This window comes from Psychrobacter sp. AOP5-GZ1-6, from assembly GCF_052376345.1.
Classification (GTDB): domain Bacteria; phylum Pseudomonadota; class Gammaproteobacteria; order Pseudomonadales; family Moraxellaceae; genus Psychrobacter.
Genome location: NZ_JBQSVP010000047.1, coordinates 1 through 22,393, shown reverse-complemented (window position 1 = coordinate 22,393; position 22,393 = coordinate 1). Strand labels below are relative to the sequence as shown.

Below are 22,393 nucleotides of genomic sequence, written 5' to 3'. Positions count from 1 at the left end.
GCTCTGACTTCACTAGATGAAGCCAGAGTCGTTTCCGTTTAATCGTGATCTGTTTTTAAAACCATCAACAAACCCAATGGGTTATCTACTATGGCTTTAAGTAATTCTCATTTGATTAATAATACCTCCAATCAATCCTCGCATTTCCGACTCTCTCCGCTATGCTATTCTGTTTTATCGTTACTTTTTATGTCAGTACCAGCGACTGCTAAATTTTAGAAATAGTTATGGCTTGTTAGGTTACAAGCCTAATAAATGAGGCGCATTGAGTGGATCAAGCGCCTTGTCTTTTTTATAAAACTAATTTTTTATAAAGGGTGCATTATGTCCCAAGTTTTTGATCAACATTATACAGACAAAGTGCCATTACCCGTGGCGGCTAAAATAAAGTTCATAAACCATGTCAATGATGAACACCAAGATGAGCTGGCTATGTTTGTGGAGGCATTTGCTGACACTAAGCTCAGTAATGATGTAGCGGTTGTGGTGGCAGAGGTTTATAGCGATGGATTATTGCTCGAAGCAGCAGCTCAAAACTCAGAAAGTCTACCAAGTCATAAAGCTGAATCGTTGCCTGATGTGGTCAAGCAATTCTTTATTGAATTTGAAAATGTGATTGATGAAACGGTTACTTTGAAGTCGCAATATATCAACCTCTTGCAGGTGGCTTCAAAGAAACTTGGCAAGCTTGCGATAAAACAGCAAGTGCGTTATTTCACTGTGATTGATAGTTATTACGCCAGTCCAAATATGTATCGATTGGTCGTAACTGCGCCTGCTGATTCGCCACTGAATCATGCAGGATATGCTTATCTGTTTGAAATGAATAGTGGCATATCAATCAGTAGTGAATCTGCCAACGCCCCTGATAACGCTCCGGAGAAATTACAGCGCTATTATACCTTGCGAAAAGCATGGCAAGACGCAGAAACTCAGCAAGTACAAGGCTGGGTGGATACTTATATTCATGGTGATACACCTGGTGGTAATTGGGCGAGAGCGGTTCAAGCAGGAACACAACTTAAAAGTGTACGCGATTATCCAGAAAAAATTGCACATTTAAATGAGGGTCAGTGTCTGCTTATTTGTGACGAAACGTCTATACCAACAGTCGCTAATTTAATAGAAAATTGGCAAAATACGATAGCGCCAATCGTTATTGTCGTCACTAATGATGATGCAGATACGGCTTATCTACAAGATATCGAATTAAGTCAGACATTGGCACAGATTGATAATTTTAAACAAGATAATATAGTACATATTTTGAATACACCTTCTATTGATCTTCCTGATGCTATTGTCTCAGCTATAGATACACGTTTAGAAGACGGCTCTATTCTTATAGAGAAGGTTTGGGGCGCGCTTAGCGCAGCTGATGCCAAAGTATTAAGGCGCCAATTAAAGACTAAGTTTGATTTATCTCGCCAAGATATGGTTATGAAAGTGTATTGGCGGGCGTCGTAAAAGGTGAGTATAAGTCGCTCTGTAGGGACATAATAAATTTGGACAGCTTATAAGAGATACCCATCATAAACGCGTCCCATAAGCTAATGCTTAAATACCACGCAATCATTGGAAAGAACAATAACAGTAGACCACCTTCAAATAAACAAAGCATGTAACATCCTTATTTACTTTTCTTCGTAGATTCACTATGCCGTATTCGAATAACAGATTATAAAAGTAATTCCATAGTATCGCGATAATCGAACCGATCACGGTGATCGCGGAACTCAGTACTTATTCATTCGTTATACTTCTAGGATGACGGACTCTGGCGTGATTGCCTCTGTTGGTATCACAGGTGACTCTTATAGTCGATATACTCTAAAAATGTCATAGCGCTACTGGGATGAATTTTGCGCAGCCTCTGGGAACGCAGCACGCAAGTAAAATTTATACCAGTAGCGCGTTTAAATCCATAACAGTTTTACATTCAGCTAACTATACGACAATGCATTGGCTGAAACGGTCAATGGACTCTATAAATCTGAGGTAATTGACTATTTAAAGGAGAACTGGACGAGCGTTAATGATGTTGAACTGGCAACCCTTGAGTGGGTGGACTGGTTTAACAAAACCCGTTTGCATAGCACGATTAGCTATGTGTCACCCTTTGAGTTTGAAAAGCGGTATTATGATAATTTAATCCTGTCAGGTATTGCTGCCTGACTCAAGTAAACCAGACTCCTATATAGTCGGGGCGGTTCATTGTTTATACCAATTTAGTTTACTTTTTCTCATAGTGCTAGCCTAAATAATTTTACTTATCTAGAACAGTCCCAAAATCTTATATAAACTGTCGCAGTGAACAATACTATAGTCTTAAAGATGGTTCCATAAAATAATACCAAATCCAAAAATACGATTAGCCTTGTGTGACTTATTAAACCTGTTAGTGGTCATATCACACAAGTTTTCTTTGTTATTCTCATTTTTGGAAATGGTATAAAAAACAAAGTGAACAAGCTATCTTAATGATAACTAAAACTTATAGTTGACACCTATATAGAACGAGCGACCCGCGCTAGGGACAGATGTGCCCCAGTTAGAGCTGCCATTTATCTCCTTATTCATAGACATGGTTCTACCTTGACCCATGTATGCGCCCCCTAGAGGTAATGCATAGTTTTTATCAAATACGTTATCGATACCAGCCTCAATTGCGACCTCTTTAAACTGATAGCCCGTACTGAGGTTTAAGAGACCATAACCCGCGGTTTTAATTTCGTTGCGAGGGGTGGATACATCCTTTTTAGCCGCGACACCCACCACTTCGATTTGGTTTGTCCAACCGTTATTTTCCCGATTCAGGGCGACACTGCCATTAAATGGCATGATGTTATATAAGTCTGAGCCGCTGTCTTTATTTTCCCCTTTGGTATAGCTTAAAGAGCCTACTATATCCCAGTACCCCCAAGCATTTGCTGCCAAATCCTGATTGGCTGAGATATCTATGCCATATATCTCAGCATCTTGGTTGGTATAGCGCAGTACGTTATATTGATTAGTTGTTTGATTACCCGCCGCTGTATTGGTCATACGATTCCACTGTACGGCATCAACATAGTCATCAATATATGAATAATAAGGTGTGGCTTTAATACCCCAGCTGTCATCATCAGCGCGCCAGTCTAAGGTAGCTGATAGGGTATTTGATTTTTCAGGACTCAGATTGGGATCACCAAAATAGCCATTGCCATCTCCAACAGTATTATTCATGACAGCCGCCATGGGCCATGTCGACCACGTATAGCGTTCATAGAGGCTGGGTGTGCGTTCTTTATGCGACAGCCCCAGTTCTAAGGTTTTTTGTGCATCAATGTTGTAGCGGGCGATCGCGGTTACGTCGATGTTGTGGTCAGTGGTACTACGGTCGCTGGCATTAAAGTTAGCGCTATCTTGCAACTGATTGGTCATATTGTTTTGACCACCGACTTGATAGCCATGTACTTCATCAGCACTGGTACGTACGTTTTCGTAGCGGGTACCAAGCTGAGTTGTCCATTCAGGAGAGATGTCTTTTTCCCATTCGCCATAGATGCCGATACGCTGACGTTGACCATTGTTGATATTTTGAAATTTGTTCGGCGACATCATACCGTTGCCAGATGCTGCCCACGTGTCATCAAGCGTATAGTCTTGATATTCAGCCCCTATATTAAGTGTGCCTTGCTCAGCTAAGGAGCCCATCCTGGATTTTGTGTAACTTCTATTTGCTAATAGGGTATAAGAAGTTACACAAAGTTTAGGAAAGTCCCCTCTTTTAAGGCTTTTTGCTCAACATCGAGCCTACACTCTGGTTTAAGTTCAACCATTCAGCTGTATCATTACATCTATATCCGATTATTTTTATGATTGCCTGATAATCTTCATCAAGCTTTCTACTAAATACTGGCTCATGGTGAGCTATACGATTTCTTAATTTCCGAATCCTCTCGAGATCATTATAAACCTCACCTCTTAACGCTTTTACCGTAATATTGGTATTAGCATTAGGAAAAACAGTTCTAAAATACGGAAGCCACAACTGATCATCATGACGACTGGTAAACATTTTTTGCCAAAATACAAAGTTTAGCTCAGGTATGACCTTATTGACATCAGATGACTTGGTGCTTGCTTGCTGTAGGTTTATTCTTGCAGGATTAGGCAAAGTATTTATAAAACCCTTATTCCAAGGCCACTGGTTACTATGTAGCTTAAACAACACCTCTGAGACCGCATTTCTAATAGTCACCTCACAAATATGTAGGCAAGGTAAAAAAGCGCCTGATACATTTGCATTCCATAGATACAATTCTAAAGCGCTATCTAGGTCAGAAACTTCTTTTTCGTAAGTAGATAGTCTGGGTGAAGATAGCGTACTTTTTACCCTTTCACCGTTAACAGTTGAATTCATACCTACAAAGCCTTATAATTAAATTGTGAGCTAGGGGTATCGTAGGTTAACACCTCCCCCCTAGACAGATGCGAAAACCCTGCCCTTGTGCAGGGTTTTCTTTTTTTAACTTTATCAAATATTATTTTTCAACATTGATTTGTCGTCATTATTCTTGTTCCGAATGCAGAATATTCAGAAAAGTGCTTCTCAATAGCAATTAATGCTAAACCTTCCCACCCACACCTTTAAACTTCTCTACAAAAGCCGATATTTTCTGAAAGACGATTTGTTTTTTAGTTAAGTACTGTGGATTAAGAGGACTTAGCTTAGGTAGGACCTCATTTAGCTCCGTACCATTCTCACTGGCGTACTCACGCTTTAAAGATGCGGTTATATAACGCTTCGCTGCCTCTTCATTAAGATTTTCAGCATTAATCATATCTTGGGCTTCACGCTGCTGTTCTATTTGAGCAAAATTAAAGAAGGCCTCAATAATGCTGGATTTATCAGGGATGTTATCCAGGTTGGTTTTATTGATGAAATCTACCACCAGGCTTTCTTTAGCGCGATTACCAAGGCTTGCTCGAATCACTCGGCGCACCTCTTCAACCAAGGCGGACTTGTCCTTGGTATTCTTGTTATGCTCAAAAATCAGCTCAAGGATGTAATCAAGGTTAATCTCTTGAGACTTAAGAAGATCCACCTCAAAAACCACTTCATCCCAGTCAAGCGAGGACTCGCTTTGATCCTTGGCTGATCTTTCACGGCGCAGCCAATCACGTATGTCGTTATACGTTGACCGATAGTCTTGTACTTCTCGTTCAGCGGGTACATCGATGCTTTGCATGGCAGCAAGATCTTCATCCGTCAAATAGTGCTCAGCTTTGAATGTCTCAACTGCTTCAGTATCAGTAATATCTATGCTTTGAAGCGCTTTTAGGCTCGCGAACTCATCATAGTTTTGTAAGATGTTCTCGACACGTAAATACTCACCAAATAACTTAGCAAAGTCCTTTTTGTCTGCCTCTTTGACGATCTCATCAGGGTTAGGGAAGCGTTGTTGCAGCTCTTTGACTACTTCCAAGTAACCACGTCGTGCTTTGCCTGTCGCAATATCGGTAAAGCCTTCCAGATACTCCCTATAGCTTTTTTCTAACACGACGTTCTTAGTGTTTCTATCCCCGAACAAAGTGATGGCATCAATGGTCGCTTGCTCTAAGTCACGAAACGTCACGATGTTACCAAAGGTCTTAGTGGCATCATAAATGCGGTTAGTCCTTGAGAACGCCTGCATCAGACCGTGATAGCGAAGGTTTTTATCAACATAGAGCGTGTTTAAGGTCGGCGCATCAAAACCTGTGAGGAACATACCGACAACAATCAGTAAGTCCACATCCTGCTTAATAACGCGTCCTGCAAGATCACGGTAGTAGTTTTGAAAAGACTTACTGTCTACGCCGTAATTGGTCTTAAACATCTCGTTGTAATCATGAATAGCACGGCTTAAAAACTCTTTGGCACTGCTATTCATGGCGGTAGGCTCAAAACCTTCGTCAGCAATGTCACCGATTGCGTCTTGTTCTTCATTGGCAGCATAAGAAAAGATAGTGGCAATCTTTAAGGGTCTCTCGCTGTCCTTTTGTAGCTGACTCAAGGCTTCATAGTAAGCCTTTGCCGCATCCACACTACTGACGGCAAACATGGCATTAAAGCCTTCACCACTTCCTTTTAAGCGATGGGTTTTTTGCCTAAAGCTTTTTAAAACGTACTTTGATATCTCTTCAATACGATCAGGGTGTAATAACAGCTGCTTGTTTTCAGCAGCTGTGAGTTTCTTCTCATCTTGCTCGCTTTCAATGGCTTGAAACTGTGGGCGTACGTCATTGTAGTCCACCTTAAACTTCAAGACCTTCTCATCACGAATGGCATCAGTGATAACGTATGAATGCAGTTCATGGCCAAAGACACTGGCAGTCGTCTCTGCACCCAAAGCGTTTTCTGGGAAGATAGGAGTGCCTGTAAAACCAAACTGGTAGTATTTTTTAAACTTCTTCTTTAAGTTCTTTTGTGCTTCACCAAACTGGCTACGGTGTGCCTCATCAAAGATAAACACCACTTGTTTATGATAAATGGGTAAGTCAGCCTCACCTTTGATCAGGTTATTTAGCTTTTGAATGGTAGTGACAACAATTTTATTATCGTCTTTTTCAAGGTTACGCTTGAGTCCTGCGGTACTGTCAGAGCCGTTAACGCTATCAGGGGAGAAGCGCTGGTACTCTTTCATGGTTTGATAATCAAGATCCTTACGATCCACCACAAAAAACACCTTATCAATAAAAGGTAGCGACGTTGCTAAGCGGGCAGCTTTAAAGCTGGTTAAAGTCTTACCTGAGCCTGTGGTATGCCAAATATAGCCGCCACTCTCAAGAGTGCTCCACTTCTTGGCTTGATAAGCACTGTTTATCTTCCATAAGATGCGCTCAGTAGCAGCAATCTGATACGGTCGCATCACCAATGAGGTATTACTCACATCAAAGACGGTGTAATGCATCAGCACGTTTAATAGGGTGTTTTTTTGAAAGAAGGTCGCGGTAAAATCTTTTAGATCTTTGATTAGGGTGTTATCTGATCTCGCCCAGTTCATGGTGAAATCAAAGCTGTTTTTATTTCGCTTGGTGGTATTGGCGAAATAGCGGGTATCGGTGCCATTTGAGATCACAAACAGCTGTAGGTATTTATATAAGGAGTTATCGGAGTTAAAACTCTCTTTGCTATAACGATGTACTTGGTTAAATGCTTCGCGAATGGCGATACCACGTTTTTTAAGCTCAATTTGCACAAGCGGCAAGCCATTGACCAAAATAGTCACATCGTAGCGATTGGCTTGTGTGCCCTTTTGAGCAAACTGTTTAATGACCTGTACTTTGTTACGTGGGATGTTTTTTTTGTCCAGTAGTGCAATGTTCTGCAGGTGTCCATCATCAAAGGTGAAGTCATAGATGTGGTCATCATGAATCTTTCGAGCTTTGTCAGTGATGTTATCACTCGGATTATCAAGATACTCCATTACAAAGCGCTGCCACTCAGCATCTGTAAACTGCACCTCATTTAAGATCTGCAACTGTACACGTACGTTAGCGAGCATCGTTTCAGGCGAGTTTAAACCAGGGACAAACTCATATCCCTGGTTTTGTAAGTCTTTGAGTAGTTCACGCTCTAAATCGTCTTCAGTCTGATACCCCCCATCAGGCTGATCACACTTGGTATATTTATTTAAAACGATAAAATTATTCGATTCAGCAATCGTTTTTGTTTGGTCAGTCATGAGCTACTACCTCAGGCTTAGGGAAGCTTAACAGCAGGTCACGGTAATACTCATATTGCTGCTGACGTGCTGTAAGCTCTACGGTAAGCTCTACGGTAAGCTCTTTAAATGTGTCTAACATTCGGACGATTTCAGCCTGTACGCTTAAGGATGGAATGGGAAGCTTCCTTTTTTCAATCAACCCTTTCCCGATGTGCATCATTGTTGAGCCTGTAGCATGTTCTGCTTTAAGTGCCTCAGTATCCCAATCTAGCAAATAAAAGAGATATTCTTTCGAAACTATTTCTGTTTTAGGGATAACCTTCCAAATATGGTAATGATAAATAGCTTTGCTACCTTCCCATATTCTAGGTCCAAATGAGGCAGACCATGCATATAATAAATCTCCATTATCACAGTATTTTTCTTCATTTAATTCAAGGTCTGAGTAATACCAATTATTATTGGTGAAGAAATTACCTACTCTTAAAACAGGATACTTACCTTTTTCTAGTAACTCAGACCTCTTGTAAGCTCTACCATTTATAAAACGACAAACTTTTGCTAGTTCTCTCCACTCAATATCATCCTCTTCAAACGTCAGCAACTGCTCACGATAGTACGCATACTGCTGCTGACGCGCTGTAAGTTCTGCTGTAAGTTCTGCTGTAAGTTCTGTAAATGTGTCTAAAATTCGGACGATTTCGGCTTGGACGTTAAGGGGTGGGATAGGGATTTTTAGCTTCTTCACAATCCCTGCATTTATATTAGTCTGAGAACCTGTACCAAGCGACTTAATGTACTCATATTGACTGTACAAAAAGTGAAATACATAACGGTAATGCGCTACTTTTTCATCAATATGAATGTTCGCACAAGCTTGATTAGTAGTCATGGGAACTTTATTAATACCAATCTTTCCAACCGTCGCACCATACATAGCAATAATTATGCAGTTCTCCGGTATCCACTTTGCACTAGAATTTTTTAACCCAGATTCCGTAATTTTTACACCTGTATCCCAAATCTCGTCAAAATCTACCTCCTGTGTTCGTAGCCACGGAATATTACCGTCGTAATATTCTGCCACACCCGTACTAGGTGTTCCACCTGATGAAATCTTTATTGCAATGTCATCCAAAAATTTCCACTCAACCTCAACCCCATCAAGTAGCTTCTCCATATAACCTAACTGACTCATGCCTCAATCTCCGCAACGATTTTATCGATATCAGCACGAAGCTTATCAATCTTAGCGACTGTCGTTTCAAGTTCGCTATTTAAAGTTTTAATATCAATAATCTCACGCGTATCTTCTGCCTCTACGTAAGCACTTACCGATAAGTTATAGTCATTTTTAGCAATAGCGCTGTTATCAACGCTTGCAGACAAATAATCGGTATCTTCTTTAGTATCAAACAACGTCATGATCTGCTCGATATGCGCATCAGTCAGTACGTTAGTATTCGTCTCTGACTTAAACAGCTTACTGGCATCAATAAACTGCGTCTTACCCTCTGTCTTGTGCTTTGATAAAACTAGTATGTTGACCGAGATACTGGTTCCAAAGAATAAGTTGGGTGCTAAGGAAATCACTGTCTCTACATAGTTATTATCTACCAAATACTGACGGATCTTTTGTTCAGCACCGCCGCGATAGAATATTCCAGGGAAGCAAACAATAGCGGCGCGGCCCTTACTCGATAAGTAATTTAATGCATGAAGCACAAAAGCAAAGTCCGCCTTTGATTTAGGGGCTAATACCCCCGCTGGCGCAAAACGCTCATCATTAATTAACGTCGGATCATCACTACCAATCCACTTCACTGAATACGGCGGATTCGAGACAATCGCATCAAAGGGTCTATCCTCCCCAAAATGCGGATCTAGCAGTGTATTACCCAGCTTGATATTAAATTTGTCGTAGTTCACGTTATGTAAAAACATATTCATACGTGCAAGGTTATAGGTGGTGTGGTTAATCTCTTGACCAAAAAAACCCTCTTCAATGATGTGATTATCAAAGTGCTTTTTAGCTTGCAGCAATAAAGAGCCAGAGCCTGCAGCTGGATCGTAGATTTTGTTAACTGTCTCTTGTTTATGCATCGCAATTTGAGCAATCAGTTTAGACACGCTTTGGGGTGTAAAGAACTCACCACCTGATTTACCCGCATTGGCCGCATAGTTTGAGATCAGATACTCATAAGCATCGCCAAATAGATCAATCTCACTGTCCTCAAACTGATGCAGTTTAAGGCCCGCTACCCCTTTAAGGACCGCAGCTAAACGAGTGTTTTTATCCGCGACCGTATTACCTAATCGGTTACTGGTGGTATCAAAATCCGCAAACAGACCCTTAATATCAGGCTCAGACGGGTAGCCATTGGCCGAGCTTTCAATCTCTTTAAAGATAGCAGCCAAATCCGTATTTAAGTTCTCATTTCTATGCGCGTTGGCAGCCACATTAGCAAACAGCTGACTTGGGTATATGAAATAACCCTTGGTCTTAATCGCATCGTCTTTAATATCAACATTAATCACTTCATCAGGAAGTGCGGCATAATTAACGCTCTCATCACCCGCCTCAATATAACTAGAGAAGTTCTCACTGATAAAGCGGTAGAACAAAGTCCCCAACACATACTGTTTAAAATCCCACCCATCGACTGAACCACGAACCTCGTTTGCAATTTGCCAAATTTGTCGATGCAGTTCCGCACGTTGTTGGGTACTTGTCATGATAAAAAATCCTATAGGAATAATGATGGGGCTAGAAGCCCCTTATGTTTTGTGTAACTTAAATCGTTATTGAGTACGCTTTGATTAAGGGCAATATACCTTAGCACTGCTAACCGTTTTTGGTTCTATTATATGGTGCTGATATAGGAAACAGTGCTTGTTTTGCCATGGGCATTTTCTTTACAGCTTGCTTCTGCGTCTGTCTTAAGAAAACAAGCATCTGATGATACTAGTAAGGTGCACAGCGTTCGACGATATGTATAATTTTTTGAGTTTTTTATACATATCCTTTTTATAGGTATAGAAAAACGAATTTTTTATACCTATCGCTCAACCAATTTTTCCTCAATCATTTCAGTCAACAACTCAGTCACCGTTTTTCGGCTTTCAAGCGCGTACCGCTTGAGCGCAATGTGTTTATCTCCATCTAAATTAAAATTCACACGTACCGTCTTTTTGGGACTGTCCGTCACATCCGATAAAGCCAATTGATCCTTAACGTTCTTACTAGGACGACCTGCTGATAAACTCATGACTTACTCCTCACCAAAAAATATTTGAATCTCACTGACCAATGCGGTTATCTCTTGTAACGCATTGCTACTAGGCGATTCGGTATCAAATACTGTCTTACCAAGGGCAGCACTATTAGGATAAGCAACTCGCTGCATCACTCTGGTCTCTAATACCGGAAGATTATAATCAAGCAGCGCGGTTGCAACCTCTTTACCAATATTGGTATTTTGAATGGCGCGTGAGACGACAAAGGCTGCCTTTAGTTGGCCATCCATCATCTCAATACGCTGCTGCACTAAATCAACCAAATCGCTGGTTGCCCAGATATCATAGGGGCTCGGCTGCACTGGAATCAATATAAAATCAGCCGCTTTTATAGCAGAAATAGCCAGACTAGTAGCTTGCGGCGATCCATCGATCACCACATAATCTTTATCAGAGACGCTTTTTAAATCTTTATCAAGTGTTGGTCTGTCGAGCCCGATCACTGGTACCGGATTGTCTTCATCAACCGCTCTCCAGTCACGCGCACTGCCCTGCTGATCGCTATCTACTAGCAGAACACTATGGCCTTTCAACTGTAAGCCACGAGCCAGATGCGTTGCGATGGTAGTCTTGCCGCTGCCACCTTTTTGATTTAATACCGCGATTACTTTCATAAATACAGATCCCTGTAGCACGCATTAAGTATATAAGTATATAAGTATATAAGTATATAAGTATATAAGTATATAAGTATATAAGTATATAAGTATATAAGTATATAAGTATAACTAAAATGTACATCACATCACTACTAATAGCAATACTTCATAGTCAAAATAGCATCGTCTTTTCTAACTAGCGTCTATCCATTATGATAGACGTCCTGCATTAAAGACAGCATAATAAACTGCCTACTAATAGGTAAATTGCCGCTATTGAATATCAATTCGAGCTACTAAAACGAATACGTTAGCCACTCATATTCGTTATAATCCGCTCACCAATCAAAACCACTAATCGTTAATGAGGAAATCACTATGGTGAAGTGTCACTTATCGACCATCATGGGCGAAAGACGCCTTAAAATTGCCGATGTCGCAAGGGATACTGGCATCAATCGTGGCACCATTACTCGCATGTATCATGAAGAAGCCACCCGAGTTGACCTAGATGTCATCGAGTCTTTATGCACGTATCTTAGAATCAATGTTGGTGATTTATATGAAATCATAAATGAGAACAGCAGTGAGTCGCCTGAGTGAACACCTTCGCTCATAAGACATTATCACCTTTAAAAGTATAAAAAGACCTATAGAAGGTCATTTTCTCTTGCAATAGATTAAAATATAGGTATAATTTGACCTGTAGTAAGTCATTTTATCCATTATTTATACACAATAATCTACAGGAGAATACCAATGAATAACAATCTATCTCGGCTCAACAGCTGCGCTTGGTTTAGTGAACAGACTAAAGCTTTAGCCTCTCAGCTGTTATTCAGCTTACAAATACAGCAGGGCGTACAACTGGCATCATTACTTGGTGTTGACTCTATCCTTTATAATGATGAAGCGATTTATGTCTGGGTGCAACGACAGCTAGATGACGGTCTTATGATTGATGATTATACGTTAAGCACCCTTGAAACCGCCTTTATAGAGTTGGTCACAGCTCATACTGACCAAGCAGCATAATCGTTTTAGATTAAAAAGGCCTCTCTTATGACCGATAGAGCTTGATATTTATTGCCTTAATAGCCAGTTGTCACCATCTGGCTATTTTTTATTAGCCGATACCATATTTATTGTCACGCTTTTAACGATGATAATTTTGGTGACTGCCCTGATCAGAATAATCTGTCTCACCCAAAGAAAAATCTAGTGGACCCCTATCAGTCGTGCTCACGAATTTCTCCGGTTGGCCCTGTTCCGTAGCATCAACTTTTATTTCCACTTCCTCATTAATAGCTTTTTGACTCTTCTCTTTTTGTTTAATCTCAAATGAATCCTCTTCATCGCCTAAACCTATATCACCGCCTAAACTTTCAATCATGCTTTTGAATAAAAACTTATCAGATTTTCTCGTTAAGAAATCTGGAAAGTGAATCGCAAAATATTCTCGGATCATCTGTTCATCGTCACCTTTAGTTGCCAATACCTGACCTAAAAATGCCCCCATTAGAATTTTTTGCTTGTTCAGTCGCTTATCTAACTTTACCTGCTGAATCTTAGTTTGGCGTTTCAACTCTTCTAACCGTTGACGCTCTTTCAGCTTATTAGAATCTTGTTTATCAAATATAGATTCAGGCGCTTTATTATTAGTAACTGACATAGTCTCTCTCCTTATAAATAATATATCATTAACCCTAGCAAGGACTTCACCATCATTCAATCACTTATGATATGCTTTAACACAACCACATCAGACATCCGATATATATTATTTTATTGTTTAATGGTTGCGTCCCCCTGACTAAGGGCGAAGCAACGACTCAAAATTTAATCTATCCACTTCGTTACTATCTTAATTTTGAATCCTTCTTCGTTGGGGAAACCCCAAACCCCGCACACCACAAAAGACGTGGTGTGCAAAAAACCCAACATTAGGTTCGCTTATTATGACAATGGTTCATATCGATACTAAAGCAATTTCTCGAAAAGCGGGACAGTCGGCAGTAGCATGCGCCGCCTATCGTGCTGGTGATATTCTCGATGATGTTAAATACGGTAAGACCCACGACTATAGTAAAAAGTCTGGCGTCATGAGTAGTGATATCGTTTTGCCATTTGCGCTAAGAGCACTAGGTGTGAATGTCGATAGAGAGATGCTTTGGAATTTGGCTGAGGCAGCAGAGACTCGTTCGGACAGTCGAGTGGCGCGTGAGTGGCTGATTAATCTACCTTATGAGTTGTCTGAGCAAGATCGCCATTCACTGGCAATAGATTTTGCCCAAAAGCTGGTTGATGATATGGACGTGATTGCTGATGTTTGTATTCACCGTCCAGTGATGAAGCTGCCTTTTGATCCTGACGCTAAACCCAGCTCTAAGCGTTTACGCGAAGGGGAGAAAAATCCTGATCCGCGCAATTTTCACGCGCATATTTTAGTCACCACTCGAGCGCCCATCGTTGGGCCCAATAAAACCTTGGCATTTGACCCAAACCTTAAGACCCCGTTTGAGTGGTCTAATAAAAAACGTAAGGCGCATGGTCTGCCGTCATCAATGAAAGAAATTAAGCGTATCCGTGGGATGTGGGTAGATACCGCCAACAAGGTGTTAGCACAACATAATCTACCATTGATGGATGCACGCAGTTATAAAGATCAGAGGCTTGATCAGCAGCCCACCATCAAAATGGGCGTTCATGCAACGGCAATGGAGCGCCGAGGCATCATGACCGAAAAAGGCAATACCAACCGAGCAATCAAAGCACGCAACAAACTGGTTGCTGAGAACCATATCAAACAGGAGGCAGACCATGAGCGACGAATCAAACAACTTAGAGACGGACTTACTCGGGCAACTGAGCAAAATGCAAGACTACATAGACTCATTGGAGGCACAAAACAGCGAGTTGACCTCACAAAACAACTTATTGAAAGCTCAGAACACGACATTGCGTACTGCACAGAACAATCTAACAGAACAGCAGATCGAGTTGACGACACAAACCGATGCATTGAAGACGCAAAACGAGGCGTTGCTTGGGCAGCTGAGCGATGCGAAAACCTACCAAAGTGGATTAATGGAACAGACCGAAGAAGCCAAAAAGCACAACAACGCATTGATCTCTCAAAACAGTGGATTAGTGCAAACTCAAAAAGAGCTGCAAACAGCGAATCAGTCGCTCAGGGCATCCATCAAGGCATTGCAGAGCGAGCAAAACCAGTCCCCAACCCCTTCGATGACGACGCACGACGAGCAAGAGCTGCTCGACTTGATCGACAGCAAAGACAAATTGATCGAGACACTCGAGCAAACCGTTATGAAGATGAGAGAATCTTTGAGTATGTTGAACGTATGAAGCTGCATCTGGCGATGCGCTTACTACAACGTCATCATGAGTCGATGACAATCAGATGGGCACAAGGAGAAACCGCAGAGAACACGCCTGATAAATTTGATCAGCGACAAGTAGCCGTACTCAGCGAGTTTGCAAAGCACCATGGTATTGAGAGCCATGATAAAGCAGTGGAATTTACAGCGCACTTACGCCAAGTGGCCAAACGTTTTGATCACACGCTGGTTGAAAACAACAAAGCCATTATTAAGCTGTTGCGTGATCCTAATGCTGAACGTCAGCAGTATCTAGCGCTTATCAAGCATTTTACAGACTTCAGAGACAATCTCGATCAAAAACGAGCGGCATTGAATACCAGTAACATCGACGAGCTGGGCGGTAGCGCAGGAGAGGTAGGGAGAATGACTCGGGACACCATGTCATCGTTCAGCTATATAGAAGAATTAACGGATTACATCAATCAGGATAACTACCCAACTGAGGCAAGAGGGCTTGCCAAAGAACATTTAGCAGATACCTTAAATGAAACCTGTGAGCAACTCAAACTTGCATTGCGTGATGTCAACTCCTTACCAACAACCCAGCGTAAAACCTACTCAGAGGCTCTTAAAGCCACTTTAGAGACGTTTACTGAGCAATATGGCAAAGAGCTGTCTGAAAGCCAACACAGAGCACTACAGGGTGGTTTAGAGACCTATCAGTATCAAGTGAGTAGAACTAATACACCTAGGCGAGGATTTAGTCCTTAATCTAGTCCTCAAAAAAACCGCTACTGAGGAAAAATTTGCTTAGGCAAGATACGTTGTTTAAGTGATGATTTTTTACTTATCCACAAAAAAATTTATTACCCGCTTCTTTAAGGGTTTTTATTTGATCCTGTTTACTCCTGTTTACTCCTGTTTAAGAGCATTTTTTCACCTTTAAAATCAATAGGTTACAAAGAGAAAAAACAGTAAATGAGCAGAAAAAACAGTAAATGAGCAGAAAAAACAGTAAATGAGCAGAAAAAACAGTAAATGAGCAGAAAAAACAGTTATATAATAAATACTGTTTATTTAACTGTTTTTTCTGCTAATATAGCTTGAACGTTTTAAAAAAAACAGTAAATGAGCAGGATTAAAAATGGAAAATAATTTAGTTGTTCAATCAAACGAGCTGATTTTAGCAACATACACAATGCAAAAAACAGACAAAGAGCTAATGCTTGCGTGTATTAGTCAGATAGACAGTAGACCTGACGCACCAGAAGTAACAAAACAGACTGAATTTAAAGTGTCTGTAGATGATATAAAGTCACTGTTCTTTGGTAAGAAGTCTAAAAACGAGCAAAACGTCTATCGTGATATGGAAAACGCAAGTAAGCGTTTGTATGACGTTGATATTGTAATGAGCTTGCCCGAAAACAAAATACTTCAAACAAGACTTATCAGTAGTATTGTCTATGACCCGGATAACGGAGAAGTTTTTTTATCTTTTGCAGAAAAGATTTTGCCTTATTTGACACAGCTAAGAGCTAATTTTACTAAGTATAAGTTGCTTGAAATCGGCGAGTTATCAAGTATCCACTCAATACGTTTATATGAATTGGTCGTTATGTGGGTTAATCAGTTTCAGTACAGCAAAGAGTTTACACTTGAAGAATTTAAGTATGTAATGAATGTCAAAGGTAAATACAAGCAGTTCGGTCATTTGCGACAATTTGTTATTGAAACAGCTATCAACGACATTAACGAGAATACAAACTATAGTGTTAGCGTGGAGTATCAAAAGAAATCGAGAGGTAAGGGATTTAGAGGCTTAAAGCTGAGTTTTCATAAAAAAACATTAGACAAGCTAACGGGTGCAGACGGTGCATTATCGCAAGCAGCTATCCAGTCGATTGTTGATAACGTGCAGTTTATGAATGACTATAACAACCATCCAAGCCTAAGTTATGACGGCAAAATGCAGACTGAGGCATTTAAGCGTGAAATGATTAATATCATACAACGAGAGCCTGAAAGCTTTAACAAGCCCAATAAGGGTTTAGAGAGCTATCTACCAAAGGTTAAACACTAATATTTTGTCTAACATCAATTATAGTTAAAAGAACCATCGTTTTTTCTGAGACCATCCCAGATTCTGTGTAACTGACGTTTAGATTAAATACTTACACAAAATTTAGGAAGGTCTCTAATATCATTTTCATTACCAAAGGATGATTTTGTACAAGCATAACAAAGTAGAAGAAACAGGTAACAAATACCAACACACTAAAAGAGACCGCATGTGCATTGCGCTCCGCCCAAAGCACATGCGGAAGACCTACGGTCTTTATCTGATAGCTTACACGACACTTTTTTGCTCTGTAACTACCGTGGTTATCGAATTTTCTAGTCAAAAAGTGTGTCAAAAAACATGCTGTTTTGAAGGTCGTCATTTTCCGCCTTTTTCTCAGCATCTTTGCACCAGCTGATTACTGTTGATCGTGCAATTTTGAGCTGCCGTGCTACTTCTGCTTTTGATATACCTTGCTCAACTAATTCAAGTGCCTTTTTTCTCTTACGTGCATTATTTTTTTTCTTGGCTGCTCCTGTTGCCTTTCCACCTTTTTTACCAATTCTTGCTTTTTCTTTACTCAACTTCTTACTAATATGTCGTGATTTACCTGTGTAATACTTCCATGTCCATTCGGAAATGCTTTTTGCAATGGTCTTGACTTCGTTTTCAGGCAACATGTTATTAGCAAATAAGTCAGCGTTTACTGCTCTACAGCGTCCTAACACGAAGCTGTAGAGCTGCTGCTCTGTATTGCATCGACTTTTATAAGAGTAAGCATCAAAGCGCACAGTGTGGAACGTATCGTTATTGCGCCCAAGTCCTATATAGTCATCTGGTTTTTGAATGCTGTATTTCGTCGATAAATCAAGGTTTTTTGTTAGCTCATCTAGGCTATACGGCCTGACTAAATTATAAAAGACTTCCTGATCAATCGGGTTGAAAGGATTGCGTGATATGTGGTGAGTGTATGCGCTATCAGCATTAAGCTCTAACGTCATTGCTCTGCGTATTGAGTGCAGCCAAAACACAATTTTCTGATTACTTTTATCGCTAGTACTAACTGGCGTTTTAAGCTCATAAAAATACTGACAATGGCCGTTTTTTTTATTTTTAATTATTATTTGTGGTGGTGGTAAACCTGCAACGTGCCAGTTGTAAAAACAGTTGTGTTCGTAGTCTGCATTATCATCCGGATGCATTTCATCAACATCAAAAACTAGATAACGCACTAATTTAGCAGCATTAAATTGTATCAACCTGCCGTCTGTAAGCGCGTTTTTCTTTTCTAGTGGCTCAGTCAACCCTTTGCCTTTTTCGAGACTTATAGGCATCCACGCAGGCATATTTTCATAGAAGCGTTTTAGAGGTGCTACTTTTAGAACGTCATTGTTGATTAATGACGGATTTTGGACAGTTGCGTACTGTAATGACATCAGTCTAAATACTTGTATTTATAGCAAGTAAGCATTACAATAGCGACTGGTTAGATCGTTTTGTTTCTGCTTAATTGCTCATTCAAAACATTGTTAAGAAGTGTTCCCCAACACAACTTAACCCCTATGCTAGAAAGCCCACGTTCCCGCGTGGGCTTTCGCATTTCTGTAGTCTACACTTTTTATTGGGCATCCGCAAAGCCTTTATTTATAGGCCTCCCAGGATATAACTCTGAGTATAAAGATACGATATTATATCTACATAATCGTGTATACATATGCGATATTATATCTATATTTATTTAGTCTAATCTCTTATGTATCTACTCCTATTTGATAATCATCATCTCCTGTCTTAGATAGAAAATATGGATATCGACACCAATAAGTCGTTCAGTAAATTTATTTATTTGAAAAAAACTAGTTTTATTTTCCGCTCGAATACTCAAATACTCAAATACTCAAATACTCAAATACTCAAATACTCAAATACTCAAATACTCAAATACTCAAATACTCAAATACTCAAATACTCAAATACTCAAATACTCAAAATTATTTTGAGGATCTGTAATAATCCTGTCAAATAAAAGTGGTCTGTTATCAAATTTCCTCTAATATATTCTGTTTAAGTAAGAAAAATATTGATTACGTTGCAGGTTGCAGGGTAATCCCCCCAATAAATAAGAACACTTACAAATAGAGATTAACTGCTAAAATACACCAGCAGGATAACATAGGTGGTTCAATTCTAAAGACACTATTCACCTACTTGTAATTTTGCCAATTCATTCCAAAATCGTTCTCCTGACTCATGTAAACGGGCCTGATAGCGATATGCATAAAAAGAAATAGGTAAGACCAACTCATAATTACCAATAATTGTTAGTTGCTTTGTTTCAAGTTCCTTTTCTATAGCATAGTCAGGTAGCCAAGCAATACCTTTTCCGTTTATTACCTGTTGTTTCAACAAATCTGTCATTGATGAAGAGAACACAATATTAAGATTTACTTTCGACCTAACTTTTTCAATTTGTCTACCCATATAAGAATTGCGACTATACGATAAATAAGGACAGGGCTTTTCTTCTGAAAACTTATATAGTGGTAAACCTTTATTGTCGCAGGCGGATACCGGTAATAATTTTGCTTCACCAATAAGTAATGATAAGTAGGGTGGTAGGTTCAATAATTCATTATGAAATGAAAGCAATATGTCACACTCACCATCCTGCAAAGCTTCGATCGCACGATCTACATCGATAGCCTCAATATTCAAAATTGAAGATCCTATGATATCTGATGCAATGTCATGCAATTTAGAGGCAAAACTATTAGCTAGTGAATGCGCCGCAGCAACCTTGATTACTCTTCCATCAAGATTTGATAGCCCCTTCAAATGGTTTATCGTCTCTGTTATTTGTCCCATTAAGTTTCTAGCTGATGTTCTGAATACACTACCAACAGGAGTAAGGCTGATTGGCACATTACTTCTATCAATGAGTTGCGAGCCTATTGTTTCTTCGAGTGATTGAATTCGACGACTAAATGCCGGCTGCGTCATATTTCGGATTTGTGCTGCTTTTGAAAAGCTTCTAACTTCTGCAAGAATAAGAAAATCTTCTAGCCATTTACTTTCAATATTCATAACTACTTCCTTTGACATTATGCAATTTATGCATATGGTTAAGGATAATAGCATTTATCAAAAGACAAGTAATCATATAGATTAGTCCCTATCGTTTATATTCTGGTTTCTCAAAATGAATAAAATATTGGGCGTGCTAGGTGGTATGGGACCTTTAGCTACAGCTGAATTTATGAAGAAAGTGATTACTCTTACTCCTGCTAAAACAGACCAAGAGCATATACCCATGCTTATAAGGAATATACCTCAAGTACCAGATAGAACGACTTTTATCATGACTGGAGAGAATGATCCTTTTGAACAATTAAAAAATGGCTTTCAAGAGCTTAGTGTGGCCGGAGCCAACTGTATCGTTATTCCATGTAATACTGCTCATTTTTGGTATAGAAGATTAACGCAAGACAGTAACATTCATACGATAAGTATCATTGATAGCGTAGTGAACAAAATTTGTGATATTGGTTATAAAAATATTGCGGTATTAGCAACTAATGCAACAATCAAAACTCAGCTCTATCAGGAAGCTTTGGAAGCCAAAGGCATTCATGTTCTTATTCCTAATGAAGAACAACAAACGTCTGTTATGAATGGAATTAATGAAGTTAAATCTGGGAATATTGAAAATGGTACGAAGTTAATAGAGCCTATTTTCAATGCCATGATACTTCAGAAAGCTGACGCAGTGATATTAGGATGTACAGAAATTCCAATTGCATTAGCTCAACTTGAGAAAGATATGCCAAATCAATGTTTAGACTCATTAGATATACTTGCTCAGCAATGTGTTAACTGGGCTAAGGAATATGTTTAAAAAAACGTATTAATTATATCAATTTAAATAATGGAAATATTATGGACAGAGTTAATGAAATGGAAGGAAACAATAATGAATAATGCAAACATAAAACAAGGCCGTTCCAATTTTTGGGGTCGACTCTCACTTTGGAAAAAAATCCTGATAGGCATGGTATTAGGAATAGTTGCCGGTGTGATCTTAGGTCCCGATGCTGAAATATTAAAACCAATCGGAACACTCTTTATCAACGCCATTAAGATGCTAATTGTGCCTCTAGTGTTTTTCTCGCTGATCGTAGGCGTGACCTCAATGAAGGACATTCGCAAAATGGGTCGTATAGCTATAAAGACAGTCACTATTTACTTAGGAACGACTGCTGTAGCGATCACTATTGGTCTTGGCTTAGGCTTCCTATTTGAACCAGGGAAAGGGCTTAATATGGTTGTAACTGACGTTGCTGCTGCGAGTGAAGAAGCACCGACCTTTATTGAAACTTTGCTTAACCTAGTACCCCAGAACCCAGTGGGTGCACTAGCGGCGGGCGACATTTTACAAATAATAGTATTTGCTCTGGGCTTAGGTGTGGCATTAGTGCTTTGCGGTGAAAAAGCCAAACCTGCTATACAACTGTTTGAAAGTTTGGCTGAAGCTATGTATAAACTAACCGAGCTGGTTATGAAACTGGCACCTTATGGTGTTTTTGGTTTAATGGCTTGGGTAGCTGGTAAGTATGGTTTAGATGTCCTAGTGCCATTAATCAAAGTGATTGCCTTAGTTTACATTGGTTGCTTAATTCATGTGCTCGTGTTTTGTACTAGTTTATTGAGTATCTTGGGACGCCTTAATCCTATGCGTTATTTGAAAGGAATAATTAACCCCGCTGTAATTGCTTTTACTACAACTAGCAGTTCAGGTACTTTACCAGCTACTATCAAGGCGGCGCGTGAAGAGTTGGGTGTATCGGAAGGCGTATCTAGCTTTGTTCTTCCGGTGGGAGCTACTATAAACATGGACGGTACAGCGCTTTATCAGGGTGTCTGTGCACTTTTTATCGCTCAAGCATTCGGTATTGACCTTGCTTTTTCTGATTATGTTTTAATTATCATGACATCGACTTTGGCGTCCATTGGAACGGCTGGGGTTCCTGGTGCTGGTCTTATCATGCTATCTCTAGTTCTCACTACTGTAGGTCTGCCACTAGAAGGTCTGGCCATAGTCGCCGGTATTGACCGTATACTCGATATGGCACGAACTAGTGTCAATGTTTGTGGTGATTTGATGGTTTCTGTTCTAGTCGGTAAGAGTGAGAAAGAGTTAGACGAGTCAATTTACAACTATTCTGGACAAGGATTAATTATAAACAAAAGTTTATAAAATAGTTATAAGTTGGAATGTAAATGTATTAATTTTAATAGATAGTTGTCAAGTTAAGCACAAAGACTAGGTTATGTGCTGAGACCATCCCAGATTCTGTGTAACTGACGTTTAGATTAAATACTTACACAAAATTTAGGAAGGTCTCC

General features: G+C 39.8%; 18 protein-coding genes and 1 pseudogene. 8 read left to right on the top strand and 11 right to left on the bottom strand.

Annotation, left to right across the window (positions count from 1 at the left end):
* Positions 1–324 precede the first annotated feature (324 nt).
* Positions 325–1,467 carry a siderophore-interacting protein gene (locus tag ACT3RN_RS08105; protein ID WP_442066352.1) on the top strand — a complete coding sequence of 381 codons (1,143 nt, stop codon included), beginning with the start codon at positions 325–327 and terminating at the stop codon, positions 1,465–1,467.
* On the opposite strand, the gene ACT3RN_RS08100 is transcribed toward ACT3RN_RS08105, so the two are convergent.
* Positions 1,439–1,621: a chlorhexidine efflux transporter gene (locus ACT3RN_RS08100; RefSeq protein ID WP_226940942.1), complete on the bottom strand. Its 183-nt coding sequence runs from the start codon at positions 1,619–1,621 to the stop codon at positions 1,439–1,441. The two genes, ACT3RN_RS08105 and ACT3RN_RS08100, sit on opposite strands and share 29 nt — an antisense overlap.
* 329 nt (positions 1,622–1,950) lie before the next feature.
* On the opposite strand from ACT3RN_RS08100, the pseudogene ACT3RN_RS08095 reads away from it, so the two are divergent.
* A pseudogene (locus tag ACT3RN_RS08095) lies at positions 1,951–2,175 on the top strand (integrase core domain-containing protein); the annotation flags it as partial.
* 312 nt (positions 2,176–2,487) lie between these two features.
* Here ACT3RN_RS08095 and ACT3RN_RS08090 read toward each other — a convergent pair.
* From ACT3RN_RS08090 to parA, 7 genes are all read right to left on the bottom strand, one after another.
* Positions 2,488–3,696: a TonB-dependent receptor domain-containing protein gene (locus tag ACT3RN_RS08090; RefSeq protein ID WP_442062972.1), complete on the bottom strand. Its 1,209-nt coding sequence runs from the start codon at positions 3,694–3,696 to the stop codon at positions 2,488–2,490.
* 73 nt (positions 3,697–3,769) lie between these two features.
* The gene (locus ACT3RN_RS08085; RefSeq protein WP_144297963.1) at positions 3,770–4,405 is read right to left on the bottom strand and encodes an Abi family protein; all 636 of its coding nucleotides are present in this window, start codon (positions 4,403–4,405) and stop codon (positions 3,770–3,772) included.
* A 205-nt stretch (positions 4,406–4,610) separates the two neighbouring features.
* Entirely contained in the window at positions 4,611–7,712 is a 3,102-nt protein-coding gene (locus tag ACT3RN_RS08080; protein ID WP_442062969.1) for an HsdR family type I site-specific deoxyribonuclease, read from the bottom strand.
* Positions 7,705–8,892 (bottom strand): restriction endonuclease subunit S, encoded by a 1,188-nt coding sequence (locus ACT3RN_RS08075; protein ID WP_442062966.1) that lies wholly within the window; start codon positions 8,890–8,892, stop codon positions 7,705–7,707. Before ACT3RN_RS08075 ends, ACT3RN_RS08080 begins: the two co-directional genes overlap by 8 nt.
* Entirely contained in the window at positions 8,889–10,430 is a 1,542-nt protein-coding gene (locus ACT3RN_RS08070) for a type I restriction-modification system subunit M (protein WP_443563674.1), read from the bottom strand. Before ACT3RN_RS08070 ends, ACT3RN_RS08075 begins: the two co-directional genes overlap by 4 nt.
* Before the next feature lie 323 nt (positions 10,431–10,753).
* Positions 10,754–10,963: a chromosome partitioning protein ParB gene (locus ACT3RN_RS08065; protein WP_192992484.1), complete on the bottom strand. Its 210-nt coding sequence runs from the start codon at positions 10,961–10,963 to the stop codon at positions 10,754–10,756.
* A 3-nt stretch (positions 10,964–10,966) separates the two neighbouring features.
* A complete protein-coding gene (gene parA / locus ACT3RN_RS08060) occupies positions 10,967–11,605 on the bottom strand; it encodes a ParA family partition ATPase (protein ID WP_068039576.1) in 639 nt (212 codons plus the stop codon).
* 363 nt (positions 11,606–11,968) lie between these two features.
* Here parA and ACT3RN_RS08055 point away from each other — a divergent pair, with 363 nt between their 5' ends.
* Both ACT3RN_RS08055 and ACT3RN_RS08050 read left to right on the top strand, forming a co-directional pair.
* Positions 11,969–12,193, top strand: coding sequence for a helix-turn-helix domain-containing protein (locus ACT3RN_RS08055; RefSeq protein WP_192520660.1), 225 nt, complete (start codon positions 11,969–11,971; stop codon positions 12,191–12,193).
* A 156-nt stretch (positions 12,194–12,349) separates the two neighbouring features.
* Positions 12,350–12,625 carry a hypothetical protein gene (locus tag ACT3RN_RS08050; RefSeq protein ID WP_443509399.1) on the top strand — a complete coding sequence of 92 codons (276 nt, stop codon included), beginning with the start codon at positions 12,350–12,352 and terminating at the stop codon, positions 12,623–12,625.
* A 121-nt stretch (positions 12,626–12,746) separates the two neighbouring features.
* Here the strand turns inward: ACT3RN_RS08050 and ACT3RN_RS08045 are convergent, their stop codons facing one another.
* Positions 12,747–13,262: a hypothetical protein gene (locus tag ACT3RN_RS08045; RefSeq protein WP_192992482.1), complete on the bottom strand. Its 516-nt coding sequence runs from the start codon at positions 13,260–13,262 to the stop codon at positions 12,747–12,749.
* 286 nt (positions 13,263–13,548) lie between these two features.
* Here ACT3RN_RS08045 and ACT3RN_RS08040 point away from each other — a divergent pair, with 286 nt between their 5' ends.
* Both ACT3RN_RS08040 and ACT3RN_RS08035 read left to right on the top strand, forming a co-directional pair.
* Positions 13,549–15,702, top strand: coding sequence for a MobA/MobL family protein (locus ACT3RN_RS08040; protein ID WP_443563633.1), 2,154 nt, complete (start codon positions 13,549–13,551; stop codon positions 15,700–15,702).
* A gap of 373 nt (positions 15,703–16,075) precedes the next feature.
* Positions 16,076–17,011: a replication initiation protein gene (locus ACT3RN_RS08035; protein ID WP_443509397.1), complete on the top strand. Its 936-nt coding sequence runs from the start codon at positions 16,076–16,078 to the stop codon at positions 17,009–17,011.
* A gap of 314 nt (positions 17,012–17,325) precedes the next feature.
* On the opposite strand, the gene ACT3RN_RS08030 is transcribed toward ACT3RN_RS08035, so the two are convergent.
* Entirely contained in the window at positions 17,326–18,426 is a 1,101-nt protein-coding gene (locus tag ACT3RN_RS08030) for a replication initiation protein (RefSeq protein WP_095570661.1), read from the bottom strand.
* A gap of 760 nt (positions 18,427–19,186) precedes the next feature.
* Positions 19,187–20,074: a LysR family transcriptional regulator gene (locus ACT3RN_RS08025; RefSeq protein ID WP_095570662.1), complete on the bottom strand. Its 888-nt coding sequence runs from the start codon at positions 20,072–20,074 to the stop codon at positions 19,187–19,189.
* Between the two features lie 115 nt (positions 20,075–20,189).
* Between ACT3RN_RS08025 and ACT3RN_RS08020 the strand changes: the two genes are divergently transcribed.
* Together ACT3RN_RS08020 and ACT3RN_RS08015 are read left to right on the top strand one after the other, a co-directional pair.
* A complete protein-coding gene (locus ACT3RN_RS08020; protein ID WP_095570663.1) occupies positions 20,190–20,885 on the top strand; it encodes an aspartate/glutamate racemase family protein in 696 nt (231 codons plus the stop codon).
* Between the two features lie 75 nt (positions 20,886–20,960).
* Positions 20,961–22,244 (top strand): dicarboxylate/amino acid:cation symporter, encoded by a 1,284-nt coding sequence (locus ACT3RN_RS08015; protein ID WP_095570672.1) that lies wholly within the window; start codon positions 20,961–20,963, stop codon positions 22,242–22,244.
* Positions 22,245–22,393 lie beyond the last annotated feature (149 nt).

Excerpts from the sequence above, each read along its gene's own strand:
- ACT3RN_RS08105 (WP_442066352.1), top strand. The coding sequence starts at position 325 with ATGTCCCAAGTTTTTGATCAACATTATACAGACAAAGTGCCATTACCC.
- ACT3RN_RS08100 (WP_226940942.1), bottom strand. The coding sequence starts at position 1,621 with ATGCTTTGTTTATTTGAAGGTGGTCTACTGTTATTGTTCTTTCCAATG.
- ACT3RN_RS08090 (WP_442062972.1), bottom strand. The coding sequence starts at position 3,696 with ATGGGCTCCTTAGCTGAGCAAGGCACACTTAATATAGGGGCTGAATAT.
- ACT3RN_RS08085 (WP_144297963.1), bottom strand. The coding sequence starts at position 4,405 with ATGAATTCAACTGTTAACGGTGAAAGGGTAAAAAGTACGCTATCTTCA.
- ACT3RN_RS08080 (WP_442062969.1), bottom strand. The coding sequence starts at position 7,712 with ATGACTGACCAAACAAAAACGATTGCTGAATCGAATAATTTTATCGTT.
- ACT3RN_RS08075 (WP_442062966.1), bottom strand. The coding sequence starts at position 8,892 with ATGAGTCAGTTAGGTTATATGGAGAAGCTACTTGATGGGGTTGAGGTT.
- ACT3RN_RS08070 (WP_443563674.1), bottom strand. The coding sequence starts at position 10,430 with ATGACAAGTACCCAACAACGTGCGGAACTGCATCGACAAATTTGGCAA.
- ACT3RN_RS08065 (WP_192992484.1), bottom strand. The coding sequence starts at position 10,963 with ATGAGTTTATCAGCAGGTCGTCCTAGTAAGAACGTTAAGGATCAATTG.
- parA (WP_068039576.1), bottom strand. The coding sequence starts at position 11,605 with ATGAAAGTAATCGCGGTATTAAATCAAAAAGGTGGCAGCGGCAAGACT.
- ACT3RN_RS08055 (WP_192520660.1), top strand. The coding sequence starts at position 11,969 with ATGGTGAAGTGTCACTTATCGACCATCATGGGCGAAAGACGCCTTAAA.
- ACT3RN_RS08050 (WP_443509399.1), top strand. The coding sequence starts at position 12,350 with ATGAATAACAATCTATCTCGGCTCAACAGCTGCGCTTGGTTTAGTGAA.
- ACT3RN_RS08045 (WP_192992482.1), bottom strand. The coding sequence starts at position 13,262 with ATGTCAGTTACTAATAATAAAGCGCCTGAATCTATATTTGATAAACAA.
- ACT3RN_RS08040 (WP_443563633.1), top strand. The coding sequence starts at position 13,549 with ATGACAATGGTTCATATCGATACTAAAGCAATTTCTCGAAAAGCGGGA.
- ACT3RN_RS08035 (WP_443509397.1), top strand. The coding sequence starts at position 16,076 with ATGGAAAATAATTTAGTTGTTCAATCAAACGAGCTGATTTTAGCAACA.
- ACT3RN_RS08030 (WP_095570661.1), bottom strand. The coding sequence starts at position 18,426 with ATGTCATTACAGTACGCAACTGTCCAAAATCCGTCATTAATCAACAAT.
- ACT3RN_RS08025 (WP_095570662.1), bottom strand. The coding sequence starts at position 20,074 with ATGAATATTGAAAGTAAATGGCTAGAAGATTTTCTTATTCTTGCAGAA.
- ACT3RN_RS08020 (WP_095570663.1), top strand. The coding sequence starts at position 20,190 with ATGAATAAAATATTGGGCGTGCTAGGTGGTATGGGACCTTTAGCTACA.
- ACT3RN_RS08015 (WP_095570672.1), top strand. The coding sequence starts at position 20,961 with ATGAATAATGCAAACATAAAACAAGGCCGTTCCAATTTTTGGGGTCGA.